16 protein-coding genes are annotated in these 16,745 nt (G+C 70.5%); 7 read left to right on the top strand and 9 right to left on the bottom strand.

Annotated elements, in window-relative coordinates; all coding sequences use genetic code 11:
* From FE633_RS45325 to FE633_RS45305, 5 genes are all read right to left on the bottom strand, one after another.
* Nucleotides 1-315: 2-oxoglutarate dehydrogenase E1 subunit family protein (locus FE633_RS45325; protein WP_138050995.1), on the bottom strand; the 315-nt coding region annotated here is incomplete at its 3' end.
* 303 nt (nucleotides 316-618) lie between these two features.
* Complete coding sequence (locus FE633_RS45320; RefSeq protein WP_138050994.1) at nucleotides 619-1,752, bottom strand: HAMP domain-containing sensor histidine kinase; 1,134 nt, start codon at nucleotides 1,750-1,752, stop codon at nucleotides 619-621.
* Nucleotides 1,753-1,843: 91 nt separating this feature from the next.
* Nucleotides 1,844-2,581: a response regulator transcription factor gene (locus FE633_RS45315; protein ID WP_119101942.1), complete on the bottom strand. Its 738-nt coding sequence runs from the start codon at nucleotides 2,579-2,581 to the stop codon at nucleotides 1,844-1,846.
* Nucleotides 2,582-2,695: 114 nt separating this feature from the next.
* Nucleotides 2,696-3,382, bottom strand: coding sequence for a spermidine synthase family protein (locus FE633_RS45310; protein WP_138050993.1), 687 nt, complete (start codon nucleotides 3,380-3,382; stop codon nucleotides 2,696-2,698).
* 79 nt (nucleotides 3,383-3,461) lie between these two features.
* Nucleotides 3,462-3,908: an ASCH domain-containing protein gene (locus FE633_RS45305; RefSeq protein ID WP_138050992.1), complete on the bottom strand. Its 447-nt coding sequence runs from the start codon at nucleotides 3,906-3,908 to the stop codon at nucleotides 3,462-3,464.
* Nucleotides 3,909-4,102: 194 nt separating this feature from the next.
* Between FE633_RS45305 and lon the strand changes: the two genes are divergently transcribed.
* Nucleotides 4,103-6,520 carry an endopeptidase La gene (gene lon, locus FE633_RS45300; RefSeq protein ID WP_138050991.1) on the top strand — a complete coding sequence of 806 codons (2,418 nt, stop codon included), beginning with the start codon at nucleotides 4,103-4,105 and terminating at the stop codon, nucleotides 6,518-6,520.
* Nucleotides 6,521-6,777: 257 nt separating this feature from the next.
* On the top strand, nucleotides 6,778-7,245 hold the full coding sequence (locus FE633_RS45295; protein ID WP_138050990.1) for a MarR family winged helix-turn-helix transcriptional regulator: 468 nt from the start codon (nucleotides 6,778-6,780) through the stop codon (nucleotides 7,243-7,245).
* On the opposite strand, the gene FE633_RS45290 is transcribed toward FE633_RS45295, so the two are convergent.
* Entirely contained in the window at nucleotides 7,246-8,031 is a 786-nt protein-coding gene (locus FE633_RS45290; RefSeq protein ID WP_138050989.1) for a protein phosphatase 2C domain-containing protein, read from the bottom strand.
* 377 nt (nucleotides 8,032-8,408) lie between these two features.
* Between FE633_RS45290 and FE633_RS45285 the strand changes: the two genes are divergently transcribed.
* Genes FE633_RS45285 through FE633_RS45265 form a run of 5 tightly spaced genes read left to right on the top strand, consistent with a single transcriptional unit; the run spans nucleotide 8,409 to nucleotide 14,419 of the window.
* On the top strand, nucleotides 8,409-11,528 hold the full coding sequence (locus FE633_RS45285) for a sensor histidine kinase (protein WP_425473329.1): 3,120 nt from the start codon (nucleotides 8,409-8,411) through the stop codon (nucleotides 11,526-11,528).
* Nucleotides 11,525-12,028, top strand: coding sequence for a roadblock/LC7 domain-containing protein (locus FE633_RS45280; RefSeq protein ID WP_138050987.1), 504 nt, complete (start codon nucleotides 11,525-11,527; stop codon nucleotides 12,026-12,028). The genes FE633_RS45285 and FE633_RS45280 overlap by 4 nt, the downstream gene beginning before the upstream one ends.
* A complete protein-coding gene (locus FE633_RS45275) occupies nucleotides 12,025-12,429 on the top strand; it encodes a DUF742 domain-containing protein (protein ID WP_138050986.1) in 405 nt (134 codons plus the stop codon). Before FE633_RS45280 ends, FE633_RS45275 begins: the two co-directional genes overlap by 4 nt.
* Nucleotides 12,410-13,114, top strand: a complete 705-nt coding sequence (locus tag FE633_RS45270) for a GTP-binding protein (RefSeq protein ID WP_138050985.1) — start codon at nucleotides 12,410-12,412, stop codon at nucleotides 13,112-13,114. Before FE633_RS45275 ends, FE633_RS45270 begins: the two co-directional genes overlap by 20 nt.
* A 33-nt stretch (nucleotides 13,115-13,147) precedes the next feature.
* Nucleotides 13,148-14,419, top strand: coding sequence for a styrene monooxygenase/indole monooxygenase family protein (locus FE633_RS45265; protein ID WP_138050984.1), 1,272 nt, complete (start codon nucleotides 13,148-13,150; stop codon nucleotides 14,417-14,419).
* A gap of 14 nt (nucleotides 14,420-14,433) precedes the next feature.
* On the opposite strand, the gene FE633_RS45260 is transcribed toward FE633_RS45265, so the two are convergent.
* The 3 genes from FE633_RS45260 to FE633_RS45250 all read right to left on the bottom strand — a co-directional run.
* Nucleotides 14,434-15,588 carry a C40 family peptidase gene (locus FE633_RS45260; protein ID WP_138050983.1) on the bottom strand — a complete coding sequence of 385 codons (1,155 nt, stop codon included), beginning with the start codon at nucleotides 15,586-15,588 and terminating at the stop codon, nucleotides 14,434-14,436.
* Between the two features lie 103 nt (nucleotides 15,589-15,691).
* Complete coding sequence (locus FE633_RS45255) at nucleotides 15,692-16,030, bottom strand: hypothetical protein (protein WP_138050982.1); 339 nt, start codon at nucleotides 16,028-16,030, stop codon at nucleotides 15,692-15,694.
* A gap of 41 nt (nucleotides 16,031-16,071) precedes the next feature.
* The coding region (locus FE633_RS45250; protein ID WP_246114135.1) for a TetR/AcrR family transcriptional regulator at nucleotides 16,072-16,745 on the bottom strand (674 nt) is incomplete at its 5' end.

Here is a 16,745-nt window from a genome sequence, read left to right as displayed (position 1 = left end):
GGGAGCCGGCGCCGAGGCGGCCGGAGCGGCCTGGGCCGGAGCCGCGGGCGCCGCCGAAGCGGCGGGGGCGGCAGTGGTGGTCCCCGCGGCCCCCGTGGCCGCAGTACTCGCCGGAGCCGATGCGGCGACGCCGCCCGGCTTGTAGTCGGCGAAGAAGTCCCACCAGGCACGGTCTACCGAGTTCGGGTCCTGGAGGTACTGCTGATAGATCTCGTCGACGAGCCACTCATTGGGTCCGAACGAGGCAGCAGGGGGCTTCTTCCCGGCTTGGTCGTCGGTCGAGATGCTCGAATTACTGGGGGACTGTGGCGACACGGCGGCAACCGCCCTCTTCCGCTTCACAAGGTGATGGACAGCGGGAATTAAGGCTACGCCCCGATGACCGATGGGTGCAGGCCGGGCCGGTTGATCGTCGCGTAAGTCACATCGAAAAGCGCGTTTCGGTGATGGAATTGGCGGGAAACAAGCCAGGTTCCCACCCGGCCTGCCCGCCGAGGAACGCGCCGAACCCGGATCCCGGCCCAGGAGACGTGGCCTTCTGCCTGATCGTCTGCCTGATCACACGTGTCTGTCAGCAGGGACGCACGTGGAACCTCTGGCTCCGATTCGAACCCTACGTCAACCTGTCAACGGAGGCAGCCCCGGAAGGGTGACCTGGATCCGGCAGCCCCGCCGGGATTCGGCCACACCGATCCGGCCGCCGTGCAGATCGACCGCCCAGCGGGCGATGGCGAGCCCCAGGCCCGTACCGCCGTCGCTGCCCGGACCGTGCGGCGCGTCGGCCCCGCCCCGGTTGAATCGCTCGAAGACCCGGTGCCACTCCGACTGCGGAATGCCGGGACCCTCGTCCAGTACTTCCAGGTCGAGTGACTCCGGGTGAGCGCCGCGCCGCGCCTTCACGGTCACACGCCCGTGCGGCGGGCTGTGCTTGACCGCGTTGTCGATGAGGTTGGCGACGACCTGGTGGATCCGCTCCGGGTCCGCGTGCGCGGTCAGCTCGGGCGGTGACACGTCCAGGTGAAGATGCACGTCCGTACGCGTGTGGCTGCCGGAGCCCGAGGCGATGCCCCCGCGCGCGGAGACCACCATGTTGGCCTCCTTCAGGACGCCCGACAGATACGGCCACACCTCGAAACGGCGCTTGCGCAGCGGTACGACGCCGTTGTCCAGCCGGGACAGATCGAGCAGCGTCTCCACCAGGCGGCCTAGGCGCTCCGTCTGCTTCAGTGCCGTACGCATCGTCTCGGGATCGGCGGCCGAGACGCCGTCCACGACGTTCTCCAGCACGGCGCGCAGGCCCGCGATGGGGGTGCGCAGCTCGTGCGAGACGTTCGCCACCAGCTCCTTGCGCTGACGGTCCTGGGCCTCCAGGTCGTCGGCCATGCGGTTGATCGTCTGGGCCAGGTCGCCCAGCTCGTCGCGGCGGTCTGCCTTCACCCGGCGTGTGTAGTCGCCGTGCGAGATGGACCGGGCCACCGTGTTCATCTCGTCCAGGGGGGACGTCAGCGAGTGCGCCACGAACTGCGTGATCAGCAGCGTCGCGATCATCGAGAAGACCGTGATGAACCGCAGCTCGGTCTCCGTGCGCACCGCGATCATCAGCAGACCGGTGGTGATGAAGACGGAGACGACGACCAGCGTGCCGAGCTTCGTCTTGATCGAGAAGGGGCGCAAGCCGTCCCAGAGGCCCGTGCTCCAGCCGCCCGAGGCCCAGCTGCCCGAGCTCTTGCGCCCCCCGTCGACACCGCTCATGACACAAGCCCCCTCGGGAGTCCGTCCGGCTCTTGGCAGTCCCGTTCCGTCCCGCTCGGGGAGACCCGCCCCCTGCGGGGACCCTTCCCCCTCAGGGGTTGGGGGTCTCCAGTGCGTAGCCGACGCCGTGCACCGTACGGATCCGCTCGGCGCCGATCTTCCGGCGCAGGGCCTTGATGTGGCTGTCCACGGTCCGTGTGCCGGAGGCGTCCGCCCAGTCCCACACCTCGGCGAGCAGCTGCTCGCGCGAGAGCACCGCGCGCGGCGTGTTGGCCAGGCAGACCAGGAGATCGAACTCGGTGGGCGTCAGATGGACGTCCTCGCTGCGCACCCTCACCCGCCGCTGAGCGTGGTCGATCTCCAGCTCGCCCAGGCGCAGGATGCCGGAGCGAGGAGTCGACGCGGCCAGCGCGGCTCGCTCCACCCGGCGCAACAGCACATGCACGCGCGCCGCCAGCTCGCGCATCGAGAACGGCTTCGTCATGTAGTCGTCGGCGCCCACGCCGAGACCGACCAGCATGTCCGTCTCGTCGTCGCGCGCGGTGAGCATCATCACCGGCACCGGTCGCTGCGCCTGCACCCGGCGACAGACCTCCAGGCCGTCGAAGCCCGGCAGCATGATGTCGAGGATCAGCAGGTCCGGCTGCCAGGCCTCCGCCGTGTCGACGGCGGCCGGACCGTCGCCGGCGGTCTGCACGAGAAATCCCTCGGCACGCAACCGGGCGGCGATAGCGTCCACGATCGTCGGATCGTCCTCGACCACCAGCACCCGGCGCTGCGCGCCCGGCGTGGCCGCGGTGCCGTTGTGGGAGGTGTGTGTCTGCTCCATCGCCCGCCCCTGATTGTGCTTTTCGGAATCCGTTGGGGGTGATTCCATGACTGCGCTTGACGCTTGAATGATCCGCGTCAGGTCAGCAGAGTACGGGCAGTTACCACCGCTCGGCTATTCAGGCCCGACAGCGAGATGCACGACGTCCGGAACGCCCCGGGCAACGGGGATCTCTTCGGTACGCACCCGTTGGAACCCGGCATTCCACAAGGTTTCCTCAAAATCAGGCGAGGGCTGTGCCGACCACACGGCCAGCACGCCGCCAGGCCTCAACACCCTTGCGCACGCGGCGAGTCCAGCATGCGAGTAGAGGCCGTCGTTGCCCTCGGTGACGGTCCATCCGGGTCCGTTGTCGATGTCCAGGCACAGCGCGTCGTACGTGGCGGATGTCTCATTGACGTACGCGACGAGATCGGCTTCGACGATTTCCGTGCGCGGATCCGCCCGTGACGCCGCGGACAGAGGTGACAGCGGTCCGTCCCGGTGCCAGTCGATGATCGCCCGCTCACGCTCCACCACCGCGATACGGCCCCAACGCGGGTCGGCCGCCGCGTGCGCGAGCGAGAATCCGACTCCGAGTCCGCCGATCAGGACGTCCGGCTCCGGGCGCCCGTCCAGCGCGCCGAGGGCGGCGTCGACCAGCAACCGCTCCGAGCGCCCGTCGGAGGTGTCCATCAGGAAACACCCGTTGGCGATGATCTGCAGCAACTCACCGTGGCGACGCAGCGCGACCTCGCCGTACGGGCCGTCGCGACGGTCGATGACGACGGGGGCAACGGCGGTGTCGTACGCGGCGGTCATGGGCCCATCCTGACAAGTTCCCCGGGCCGGGGCAGGCGAATTGGCCGTGGGCCGGGCGGAGGAGGGTGCCGAGGCGAGGTCAGGCGGTGGGGCGGAGGTCGGAGACGAGGCGGAAGCGCTCCAGGACGGCCGGTGTCGTGTCGTCCACGGTGAACCCGGGGTCCCCCAGCGCCGCGCGCATCTCCGCGCCGTGCCAGAACCGCTCGTGGGCCGCCCGCCACTCGGCCACACCGGTGTGCCCCTCTCCCTCGTCCAGCACATGGGCGAGATCCACCTGTGCGAGGGGGACGACGCGGACACCGGTCACCTCTATGACGGCGACCGGACGGTCGTCCGAGTCGACGACCACCGAATGGTTCCCGACCTCCGGCAGGGGCTCGCCCTCGTGCTGGTAGTCGACGAGGAGTCCTGTCGTGGACGTCTTCGAGCCGTCGAGGATCGCTGCGACGAGCAGCGGGCCGGGGAAGGCGAACTCGGCCTTCGGCATCGACGAGATGTCCGCGGGCGAGGCCGAGTCGGTCGTCATGCGGTCACCGTAGTCAGCGATCCGAAGCCCTGACCCGTAAATCCGCGACCCGTAGCCGCGCCCCGTCAGATCCGCGACCCGTGATCCTGCCCCCCTGACCAGTGATCGCTGAGAGCGAACAGCTCCGGGGGAACATTCGGCAGTGCGCAGGCATTGAGTCGACATAGCTCAACTTGACTGCCGAAGGGGAGATCATGGCTTTGACGTCCGCACCGCTCACCCTGCCCGTGCTGCCGCTCGACGACGAGGTCGTGCTGCCCGGGATGGTGGTGCCCCTGGACCTCAATGACGCCGACGTACGAGCGGCGGTGGAGGCCGCGCAGGCCGCCGCGCGCTCCAGTGGGGGGAGCAAGCCGAAGGTCCTGCTTGTTCCACGGATCGACGGGACATACGCGAACACGGGAGTGCTCGGCACCATCGAGCAGGTGGGACGTCTCGCCGACGGCGACCCCGGCGCCCTGATCCGGGGCCGCAGCCGGGTGCGTGTCGGCGCCGGTACGACCGGGCCGGGCGCCGCCCTGTGGGTGGAGGGGCGCGCGGTCGAGGAGACCGTGCCCGATCCGCTGCCCGGCTCCGTGACCGAGCTGGTCAAGGAGTACAAGGCGCTGGCCACCAACTGGCTGAAGAAGCGCGCCGCCTGGCAGGTCGTGGACCGCGTACAGGCCATCGACGACGTTTCCGCCCTCGCCGACAACTCCGGGTACTCGCCCTTCCTGACCACGGCACAGAAGGTCGAGCTGCTGGAGACCGCCGACCCCGTCGCCCGTCTCAAGCTCGCCACCGAGCAGCTCCGTGAGCACCTCGCCGAGCAGGATGTCGCCGAGTCCATCGCCAAGGACGTACAGGAAGGCGTCGACAAGCAGCAGCGCGAGTTCCTGCTGCGGCGGCAGCTGGAGGCCGTGCGCAAGGAGCTGCGGGAGCTGAACGGCGAGTCCGAGGGAGAGGAGTCCGACGACTACCGGGCGCGCGTCGAGGCCGCGGACCTTCCCGAGAAGGTTCGCGAGGCCGCCCTCAAGGAGGTCGACAAGCTGGAGCGTTCGTCCGACCAGTCGCCCGAGGGCTCCTGGATCCGGACCTGGCTCGACACCGTGCTCGAACTCCCCTGGAACGAGCGCACCGAGGACGCGTACGACATTCAGGGCGCCCAGGCCGTCCTCGACGCCGAGCACTCCGGCCTGGAGGACGTGAAGGAGCGGATCACCGAGTACCTCGCCGTGCGCAAGCGGCGCCTGGAGCGGGGACTGGGAGTCGTGGGCGGCCGCCGCGGCGGTGCCGTGCTGGCGCTCGTCGGCCCTCCCGGTGTCGGCAAGACGAGTCTCGGTGAGTCCGTCGCGCATGCGATGGGGCGGAAGTTCGTCCGCGTCGCCCTCGGCGGCGTACGGGACGAGGCCGAGATCCGCGGTCACCGGCGTACGTACGTGGGCGCGCTGCCCGGTCGTATCGTCCGCGCCATCAAGGAGGCCGGGTCCATGAACCCGGTCGTGCTGCTGGACGAGATCGACAAGGTCGGCTCCGACTTCCGCGGCGACCCCGCCGCGGCCCTGCTCGAAGTCCTCGACCCCGCCCAGAACCACACCTTCCGGGACCACTACCTGGAGGTCGAACTCGACCTGAGCGATGTGGTGTTCCTGGCGACGGCGAACGTCCTGGAAGCCATTCCGGAGGCGCTGCTCGACCGTATGGAGCTGGTGCGGCTCGACGGGTACACCGAGGACGAGAAGGTCGTCATCGCGCGGGACCACCTGCTGCCGCGGCAGTTGGAGCGGGCGGGGCTCCAGGGCGACGAGGTCACCCTCGACGAGAGCGCCTTGCGCAGGCTCGCCGGTGAGTACACGCGCGAAGCGGGTGTACGGAACCTGGAGCGCTCCATCGCGCGGCTGCTGCGCAAGGTCGCGGCCCAGCACGAACTGGGCGAGCGAGAGCTGCCGTTCACGGTCGGCGAGGGCGATCTGCGCGGGCTGATCGGGCGGCCGCACCATGTGCCCGAGTCCGCACAGGACCCGGCCGAGCGCCGCACGGCCGTGCCCGGTGTCGCCACCGGACTCGCGGTCACCGGCGCGGGCGGTGACGTGCTGTACGTGGAGGCGTCGCTGGCCGATCCGGAGACGGGTGCGGCCGGGTTGACCCTCACCGGCCAGCTGGGCGACGTGATGAAGGAGTCCGCGCAGATCGCGCTCTCCTTCCTGCGCAGCCGCGGTGCCGAACTGGAGCTCCCCGTCGGGGACCTGAAGGACCGGGGCGTGCACATCCACTTCCCGGCGGGCGCGGTCCCGAAGGACGGCCCGAGCGCCGGTGTCACGATGACGACCGCTCTCGCCTCGCTGCTGAGCGGACGGCTCGTCCGTACGGATGTGGCGATGACCGGTGAGGTCTCGCTGACCGGGCGGGTGCTGCCCATCGGCGGCGTCAAGCAGAAGCTGCTGGCCGCCCACCGGGCCGGCGTCACCACCGTCGTCATCCCGAAGCGCAACGAGCCCGACCTGGACGACGTCCCGGCCGAGGTCCTGGAGAAGCTCGACGTCCACGCCGTCACGGACGTCCGCCAGGTCCTGGAGCTGGCGCTGGCCCCGGCGCAGAACGGGGCGGCTCCGGAGGTTCCGGTGGCGGCGTGACGGACGCCATCGGGAAAGGAGGCCCGGGTCCCTGGCGGGGCCCGGGCCTTCGCCGTGCACGCGGGCGCGCGGGCATGCGGGCACCCCGGCATCCGGGCACCAGAGCCTCGTCGCCCTCTCGATGGCGTGACCCTGTCAGCACTCCGGGGTCGCGGGCTGCCGTTGGTCTGCTCCTGCGAAATACTGGCGGAGCTGCGGCAACGGCCGCGTTCGGACGGAAATTCTCAGGATCCGGAAACCGAGTCGGGAGCGGTGACGTGCAAGAGGACGGAATCGGTGAGGGCCATGGGGTGGACCAGGAGTTCCTCGCCCTGGAACGCGAGTTGACCGTCCTCCTGCGGCGCGCCCGCGCCTCCTCCGGCGAGATGGCCCGCGAAGTCCATCCCGACCTGGAGTCCTCCGCCTACGGCCTCCTCGTACGGCTGGCGGAGTGCGGCCGTCAGCGCGCCACGGAGCTGGCCGCCTACGTCGGCGTCGGCAAGGCCACGATGTCGCGCCAGCTGCGCGCCCTGGAGGAGCTGGGACTGGTGTACCGGGAGCCGGACCCCGCCGACGGCAGGGCCTGGCTGATCCAGCTCACGGACCAGGGCCGGGTGCGATTCAGCTCGGTACGGGAGGCCCGCCGCGCCCGCTATGTGCGTCAGCTGGCGAACTGGGACCGCAAGGAGGTCGCCGAGCTCGCACGGCTGCTGCACCAGCTGAACCAGGGCGTCGCGGAGGGGTAGTCAGAGCTCCACGTACACCACCGTCGCGTCGTCGTGCGTCTTGCTCCGGCCCAGGAACGCCCGTTCGGTATCGGCCAGCTCCAGAGCCCGTACGCGATCGATGAGTGCCTGGGCGCCCTCCTTGCGCACGAGGGCGGCGAGGTCGGTCCAGTCACCCTCCCGGAACTTCTCCACCCAGCGGGTGGCGCCGTCCGTCAGGGCGGTCAGTGCCCGGATGCCGGCGCGCGGCAGTCTGCCCGTCACCGCACGGGCGGCCACCGAGGGATCGGCCGCCGCGGTGAAGAAGCCGCCCTCCTTGTTGCGGACCGTGGCGTCGGTCGTGGCGTGCGTGGCCAGGGAGGCGCGGGGTATGCGGGAGAGGCGGTCGTCGAGGAGCGCGGTGACCGTGCCGGCGGGGGACTCGACGAGGAGGGCCGAGTCGGAGAGGACGAGGTACTCGACGTCGTCGGCGGACCAGCGGGCAAGGACCACTGTTGCCTGTGGGGTGCGTGGGTGAGAAAGGTCACATGTGTCGCGATGGGCGTCGGCGGTCCGCCGGATGGCTTGCCTCAACACCTCGGTGAGGGGCGATTCCCGTCGCGAAACAGACAGTTCGTGGAGCGCGCCGCCGAGCCGTGCCGTGAACCAGGGGACTGAATGCAGACACCCCACATCGGTCGCCGGCGGTGTCACTCCATCCAGTACGACGAGCGAGCCCCCCTCCCCGGAAGCCGGAATTCCCACCGACGCGTAGTCCTCGTTCGGGTGGGAAAAGGCACCGGGGGCCGAAATCAGTTCCGTGCGCATTCAGCCAGTCTGCACGACGTCTTCACAAGCTTCGTCAAAGGCTGGCAATCATCGCCGAACTGACGCAGGGTCGCAGGTCAGAAGCCTGATTTGCGACGGAATAATCGATTCCGTCGGAGCGCGATGGCGCATCCTGCCACCGGTCGGCGTGGGAGTCCAACCGGCGTGCCGCGCAAGGCCCTTGCACACGCCAGCGGAACTTGCCCGCCTCGGCCTCACCGAGGTTCACTCCTTTGGGTGGCGGGTCAGGCGATGCGCGGCCACTGCCCACCGGCACTGGGAGGGTCGGGAGCCGTAACGGGAACGACGTGAGCGTTGACGGTCGTTACCCGGGCCCATGGGTACACGAGTCAAGAATGCGAGCATCGGTGCAGAAGATGCGGCCTCGGCGCAAAGGCAGGCAGACGACCTCGGGCGAAGGCTCCGGGGGCACGCCGAGCTCCCCGGACCTCACAGGAAAAGGCCGCCGTCCCGCCCGCGTACGCAACCGGCTGATTGTCGCCGTCGCCGTCGTGGCAGCCGCGATCGCCGGAGCCGGCGCTCCCTCCGTCGTCGCCGCCTCGGGCGACCTGAACGACTCCCAGAACCTGGTGACGCTCGCCGAGCGCACCAAGGACGCGCTGACCCTCGCCCACGCGCTCGCCGACGAGCGCGACGAGGCCACCTCCTACATCGCGGCCGGCCGCCCCGACGGCAAGGGTCCCTCCGAGCAGCGCAGCGCCCGCGTCGACCGGCAGGTCGAGGAACTGCGGACCGAGGCCCCCGCCGAACTCCGCGGCGATCTCGACAACATCGCGTCCGCACGACGAGCGGCGCTCACCGGGAAGAGCAGCGCTCTCGAAGCGCATCAGGCCTACACGGCCGCCATCAGGGAACTCCACGGCCTCGCCGAGGACCTGGCGGAACAGTTGCCGCCCCGTGCGGGCACCGGCTCGCATGCGCTCGCCGACCTCGACACCGCCGTCCAGCAGGCCTCCGCCGCCCGCGGCCTGCTCCTCGCGGCCCTGAACGTACCGAGCACGACCCGCACCACCACCGACCCGATCACCGGCCTGCCGACCACGACCACCACGTCGTCGTCCGCCGACACCAAGCAGCGCAACGCCCTCACCGCCGCCGCCCAGCAGGCCAACGTCCGCGAGCAGGCCGCGCTCGCCGACTTCCACGACGCCGCGCCCCGGGACGACCGTGCCTCGTACGACTCGACGGTGACGGGCCCGGACGTCACGTCCGCCGAGAAGTACCTCGCGAACCTCGCCGACCAGCCGACCCTTTCCGACTCCGAGCTGGGCACCAGCACCAAGAAGCTCGACGCCGCGCTCTCCGCCCGCGTCGAGCTGATGCGCGGCGTCGAGGCCTCTCTCAACAGCCGGCGCGCCGAGGACCTCGCCCAGTTGCGTGACGACGACGTCACCGCCCTGGAGATCCGCATCGCGCTCCTCGGCGTCCTGCTGCTGGGCGCCGTCGGCGTCTGCACGACCATGGCCCGTACGCTGACCCGCCCGCTGGCCGTTCTGCGCATCGGCTCGGCCCGCCTGGCCGCCGACCCGGCCGCCGAGGAACCGGTCAAGTTCACCGGCCGTGACGACGAGTTCGCCCAGGTGGTGCGCTCGGTCAACGCGCTGCACACGCACGCCGTCACGCTCCACGAGCGGCTGACGACCCTGGAGGGCGACCGCAAGCACCTCGTCGGCCAGCGTCAGACGATGGCCGACGAGCGTGAGCAGCTGCGCGCCGAACTCGCCGCGGCCGCCGCCCACTTGACGCAGGTCCGGCAGAGCATCCACGGCACCTTCGTCAACCTGTCGCTGCGCACCCTCGGCCTCGTCGAGCGGCAACTCGCCGTCATCGAAAGCCTGGAGGAGCGCGAGCAGGACCCCGACCGCCTCGCCACCCTCTTCCGGCTCGACCACTTCGCCACCGTCATGCGCCGGCACAGCGAGAACCTGCTGGTCCTCGCCGGCGCGGACCACGGGCACCAGCATCCCGGCCCCGTCCCGCTCGTCGATGTCGTACGCGCCGCCGTCAGCGAGATCGAGCGCTACGAACGGGTACGGATCGCCGTGCTGCCGCCCCATGCCCATGTGGCCGGGTTCGCGGCGGACGACATCAGCCACCTGGTGGCCGAGCTCCTGGAGAACGCCAGCTCGTTCTCGCCGCCCGATATCCCCGTCGAGATCTCCGGCTGGCTCCTGGAGAGCGGCGAGGTCATGCTCTCCGTCCAGGACGAGGGCATCGGCATGACCACCGAGCGGCTCGACCAGCTCAACGCCCGGCTCGCGGACTTCGACCCCGGGGACGCGTACGACCAGGAGAGCGGCGAGGGCCTCGGGCTCGGCCTGTACGTGGTGGCGCGGCTCGCCCACCGTCATGGCGTACGGGTACGGCTGCGCGAGCAGAAGCAGGGCGGCATCGCGGCGGTCGCCGTTCTGCCCAAGCCGCTGCTCGCGGCCGCGCCCGCCGTCGCCGTGCCCGCGCAGACGCCCCGGCTGGCCGGGTCCGCACCCTCGCTGGCGTTCCCCGGCGTCGACGCCGAGGCCAACTCCAATCTGCTGCACGGGCGTTCGGTACGGGACCCGCTGATCGCGGCGGCGGAGGAGGCGGCACGGGAGGCCGACTCCGCGCCTGCCACGGCCCAGCCGTCCGCGCCCGAGACCACCATGAAACTCACCCCGCTGAAGGACTCGGCCGAGCCCGAGGCGGAGGCGGAGAGGACCACCGAATCCGGAACGGCCGACAGGCCCGAAGCTTTCGGTGCACCTGGGGTGGTCGGCGGACCCGGGGTGGTCGGCGGACCGGAGACGGTTGGCGGACCCGGGGTGGTCGGCGGCCCGGAGGCGGCCGGTGGGACCGGGGCGTTCGGTGAACCCGGGACGGTCGGTGGACCGGAAACGGTCGGCGGACCCGGGGCGGTTGGCGGACCCGGAGCGTTCGGTGGACCGGAGGCGATCCGTGAACCCGGGACGGTCGGCGGCCCGGAGGCGGCCGGTGGGACCGGGGCGATGGGTGGATCCGAGACGGTCGGCGGATCGGGAACGGTCCGTGAACCCGAGACGGTCAGCGGGCCGGAGGCGGTCGGCGGGCCCGGGACGGTTCGTGAACCCGGGACTGCCGGCGGTGTACCCGAAGCCGGTGCCGAGCCCGTGGTCGCCATCCCCGCTCAGACCTCCGCCGACCCGTACGCCATCGGCCCCGAGACCCACGAGCGGGTCGCCGACGGGCCGGGGCGGGGCGGTGACGAGCCGGAGCAGGTCACCGACAAGGGGCTGCCCAAGCGGACCCCCAAGATCTCCGCGCCCCCGCCGCAGGCCAGGCGGCACGCGGGCTCTGTGAACGCCGAGGCGTTGCGCCGCAGGCTCGGCGGATTCCACCGGGGCGCGACACAGGGCCGCCGGGACGTCGAGGCCGAGATCGCCCAGCAGACCGCCGAGACAAAGGCGCCGGCAGAAGAAGTCGTAGGAACCGAGGGGGATACAGCCGAGGAGGCAAGCAGTTGACCGCGCCGAGTACCTTCGGGCTGAGCCATGAGGCCCGCAACCTGCACTGGCTGTTGACGAACCTCGTCGAGGAGGTGCCGGGCATCCTGTCGGTCGCTGTGGTCTCCTCCGACGGCCTGATGCTGCTTTCCTCCGACCCTGGGAGGAACGAGGAGGCCAGGGCGGCGGGCACAGCCAGGCCCGTCGGCCCCAGGGGCTCCTCCGCGGACCTCGCCACCGTCGTCTCCGGCATCGGCAGCCTCACCGTCGGAGCCGCCAGGCTGATGGACGTCGGCGGCGTCAAACAGACGATGATCGCGATGGAGGAGGGCAGCCTCTTCGTCATGTCGATCAGTGACGGCTCGCTGCTCGGTGTGCACGGTGCGCCGGACTGCGACATGAGCGTCGTCGCCTACCACATGGCGCTCTTCGTGGGCCGCGCCGGACATGTCCTGACCCCCGAACTCCGCAGCGAGCTGCGCCAGTCGATAGAGGACGCGTCGATAGGGAGCACCCAGTGAGCAGTACGTCCAAGCTTCCGGTCCGTGGCGGCGAACGCAAACCCGCCCGCGTACGCCCCTACTCGCTCACCGGCGGCCGCACGCGCTTCGGGCACGTGCTGCTCGTCGAGACGTTCGTCGCCGCGCTCGAAGCGCCCGAGGAGCGGAAGGAGCTCATGGGAGGAGGGGCTCTCAACACCCGGGTGATGCCCGAGATGCGGGCCATCGTCGAACTCTGCCGCCGCATGCGCACGGTGGCCGAGATCGCCGCGCTGCTCAAGATGCCGCTCGGCGTGGTCCGCGTACTCCTCAGCGACCTGGCGGACCAGGGAAAGATCCGCGTGTACGGAACCGGTCACGGCCCGGGACAGCCGGACCGCGCACTGCTGGAAAGGGTGCTGAATGGACTCCGCCGTCTCTGAAGCGGTCGCCGAAGCCGTCGCTGGGCCTGTCGTCGAACCCGTAGCCGAATCCGCTGAATCCGGCGAATCCGCCACCTCGTCCGTCGTCGTCCCGGACGCGGACGAGAGTCCGCAGGCCTGGCAGACCGACCGCACCCGCGCCCCGATCGCCACGAAAATCGTGGTGGCGGGAGGATTCGGCGTCGGCAAGACCACGCTCGTCGGCGCCGTCTCGGAGATCACGCCCCTGGAGACGGAGGCGCTGATGACCGAGGCCAGCGAGGACACCGATGACCTCACCGCGACGCCCGGCAAGCTGACCACGACCGTGGCCATGGACTTCGGCCGCATCACGCTGGACGACGACCTGGTGCTCTACCTGTTCGGTACGCCCGGTCAGCAGCGGTTCTGGTTCATGTGGGACGACCTCGTGCGCGGGGCGATCGGGGCGGTCGTCCTCGCCGACACCCGCCGCCTGAAGGACTGTTTCCCGGCGCTGGACTACTTCGAGAGCTGCGGACTGCCGTACGTCGTCGCGGTCAACCACTTCGACGGCACCGCGCGGTACGAGCCGGAGGACGTGCGCGAGGCCCTCACCGTGCCCGCACACATACCTGTCATGATCATGGACGCGCGCCGCAGGATATCGGCGGTCGAGACCCTGCTGGCCCTCGTCGGCCACGCACTCGAAGTCAGCCCCGAGTAGTCACGAGCAGTACCGATTAGGAGAACCACCCGAATGCGGAAGATACTCGTCGTCGGAGCCGGCCAGTCCGGACTCCAGCTCGCCCTCGGACTCCAGTCGCACGGGTACGAAGTGACCCTGATGTCCAATCGGACGGCGGACGAGATCCGTACCGGCCGCGTCATGTCCACCCAGTGCATGTTCCACACGGCGCTGCAGTACGAGCGTGATCTTCAGCTGAACTTCTGGGAGTCCCAGGCCCCGAAGATCGAAGGACTCGGTGTCTCGGTGGCGGCCCCCGGCTCGCACGACCCGGGCCCGACGCAGCGGGCGATCGACTGGGTGGGCAAACTCGACGGCTACGCGCAGTCCGTCGACCAGCGCGTGAAGATGGCCGGCTGGATGGAGACGTTCGCGCAGCGCGGCGGCCAGCTCGTGATCCACGGCGCGGCGGTCTCCGACCTCGACTACTTCTCCCGTACGTACGACCTGGTGCTGGTGACGGCGGGCAAGGGTGAACTGGTCTCCATGTTCGGCCGCGACGCCTCCCGCTCCCCGTACGCGGAGCCGCAGCGCGCCCTGGCCGTCGCGTACGTCCACGGCCTGGGCCCGCGCCCCGAGCACCCCGACTACGAAGCCGTCCGCTGCAACCTGGTCCCGGGCGTCGGCGAACTGTTCGTCATGCCCTGCCTCACCACCTCCGGCCGCGCCGACATCCTCTTCTTCGAGGGCATACCCGGCGGCCCGCTGGACGCCTTCAAGGGCGTCAAGGACCCCGCCGAACACCTCTCCCTGACCCTGGAACTCATGGAGCGGTTCGTGCCGTGGGAGTACGCGCGGGCCACGAAGGTCGAGCTGACCGACGCGAACGGCACGTTGTCGGGGCGCTACGCCCCGACGGTCCGCAACCCGGTCGGCCGCCTGCCCGGCGGGGGCTTGGTGCTCGGCGTCGCGGACGTCGTCGTGGCCAACGACCCGATCACCGGGCAGGGCTCCAACTCTGCCTCCAAGTGCGCGGCCTCGTACCTGGACTCGATCCTCGCGCACGGCGAGCGCGAGTTCGACGAGGCCTGGATGCGGCAGACCTTCGACCGTTACTGGGACACCGCCCAGCACGTCACCAAGTGGACCAACGCGATGCTTGGTGTGCCGCCCGAGCACGTCCTGAACCTGATCGGCGCGGCGGGCCAGCTCCAGCCGGTCGCGGACCGCTTCGCCAACGGCTTCAACGACCCCTCCGACTACGAGAACTTCTTCTACGAGCCGGAGAAGACCGAGGCCTACCTCGCGTCGGTGGCAGGGGCGACCGAACCCTCACACTCCTGATCCCGTAACCCGCGTCACCCCTGCCCGGTGTAACCCGCGTCCGACCCGGTCATGGCACCCCGGGGAAGCCGCGGCGGCGTGTACCGCCGCTGGGGCTCCCCGGCCGGGTCCGGCCGTACCGCGCCCAGCACCGGATTGGCCGCGATCGGGGAGACCTTGACGTTCGCGCCGGGCCGGGGTGCCTGGACCACCATGCCGTTGCCCAGGTAGAGGGCGACATGCGTGGCCTCGGGGAAGTAGATCACCAGGTCCCCCGGCCGCAGGTTGCTCAGCGGAACCCGCCGCAGCCGGGCCCACTGCTCCTGACTGGTGCGGGGGATCAGCTTCCCCGCCTGACTCCAGGCCCGCGAGGTCAGCCCCGAGCAGTCGAACGAGTCCGGCCCTACGGCTCCCCACACGTACGGCTTGCCGATCTGCCTCACGGCGTACCGCAGCGCCGCCTCGCCCGCTCGCGAGGGTGTCCGCGCACCCTTCAGCGTGCCCGAGGCCATGAACTCCTTCTGCTTCTCGGCCTCTTTCGCCCGCTCCAGCGCGGCCACCGCGGCGATCTGGTCGGCCCTGAGGGAGGCCAGCAGTTCCTCGACCTCCTTGAGGCGCTTGTGTACGGCGTCGCGGTTCTTCTTGTGCCGGTCGGCGAGGGTGAGTTGGTCGTCGAGGGCCTTACGGGCCTTGCGGGCGAGTCCGGCCGCCTTCTTCTCGTCGCTCACCAGCCGGTCCACCGTCTCGGCGCGCTGCTGCGCGAGCTGCCCGATGACCTGCCCCTGGTCGAACGCATGCTGCGGGTCGCGGGCGAGGAGCAGCCGTACGTACGTGGAGATCTCGCTGCTGCCCTGGTACTGCTGCCGGGCGAGCCGACCCGCGGCGGCGCGGCTGTCCTGGAGGGAGAGCCGGGTCCTGGCCAACTGTCCGTTCAGCCTCGCGACCTCGGCGCGCCGCTTCTTCAGCTTCTCCTCGGTGGCGTTGTACGTCTCGGTGGCCTTCTCGGCCGCCCGGTACAGCCGCTGAAGGCCCGTCAGCAACCCCGTGATGGAACGCTCGCCGTGTGCGCCGGGCCTGCCGGGTGTGCCGGGCTCGCTGGGCTGAGGTTCGGCGGTGGCCGGTACGGGTGCGAGGACCGCGCCTGTCGCGATCGCTGCCGTACAGACCAGACGCAGGAGTCTTTCTGACACGTCATCACCTCCGGTACGGGGTGGCCCCTCCATCCCGTAACGAGAGCATCAGACGCGTGCGTCACCATCGCGCGCGGTCAGTGGTCGGTTCGGCCCAAGAAGGTCACTCGTCGGCGTCATCCGGCTTGCCGCCCGGCGTGGTGTCTGGCTTGGCGTCCGGCTTGATGTCCGGCTTGATGCTCGGCTTCGACCACGGCCACTTGAGTTTGCCGCGCTGGTCTCCCTCGGGGGCGAACTCGTACTTCCACCCCTGACGCAGACCGAGCCGTTTGCTCTGCCCCGCCTGTACGCGTCGGTAGACGAGGATCGTCGGCGGGCCGCCGGCCGCGTCCGGGACGGGGACGCGGTACACCTTCGGCGGGTGTCCGGTCGGGCCGAGCAGGACCGGCAGTACACGACCGTCCAGAGGGCCGCCCTCGAAGGGGGTGTCTTCGCTTTTCACGGGGGCATTCTCACAGTCGGACGGTCAGAGGGCTCAGAGGGTCAGAGCAGATGCGCCGCGTCCCCCACCACGGGCAGCACCTGGCGGGCCAGCGTGCCGATGGGGCCGTCGGCCGTCTCCATCGCGAGCGCGGCCCTTACGACCTCGGCGGTCTGCGCGTCTCGGGCCGCCGTGGCCACGAGACAGGCCACGAACTGCTCGACCAGCCAGTCGCGCAGTTCGTCCAGCGGCGGTTCCTTGTCCTCGTCGAGCCAGATGAGCGAGGCGGCCTCGACGGCGGTGATCCACATCCGGACGGTCATCCGTAGCCGCGGTCCCGGCTCCGCCACGTCGAGGTGACGCAGAATGTGCCCGGCGGCGGCTCGTCGTACGCCGTCCACGATGGCCGTGGTCCTCGACGTGCCGACGACGCTGCCGCCCTGCAGGAGCGCGCTGAACCCCGCGTCGTGCTCTCCCACGAAGGCGAGGTAGCGGTCGAGCGCGCGGGAGAGCCGCTGGGTCAGCGGGCCCTCCGGGGGCTCGGCGAAGCAGTGCTCCAGGTCCTCGGCGGCGGACCGCAGGGCGGCCTCGTACAACTGCTGCTTCCCGCCCGGGACGTACCGGTACACCAACGGCCGTGACACCCCGGCCGCCTCTGCCACGTCATCCAGCGAGACGTCCTCCGGCACCCGATGCGCGAAGAGCTCCAGCGCGGCGTCGAGCAACTGGCTGCGCC

Origin of the sequence: Streptomyces montanus, assembly GCF_005786655.1 — a bacterium.
Classification (GTDB): Bacteria; Actinomycetota; Actinomycetes; order Streptomycetales; family Streptomycetaceae; genus Streptomyces; species Streptomyces sporangiiformans.
This window is presented reverse-complemented; position numbering and strand designations above follow the sequence as displayed.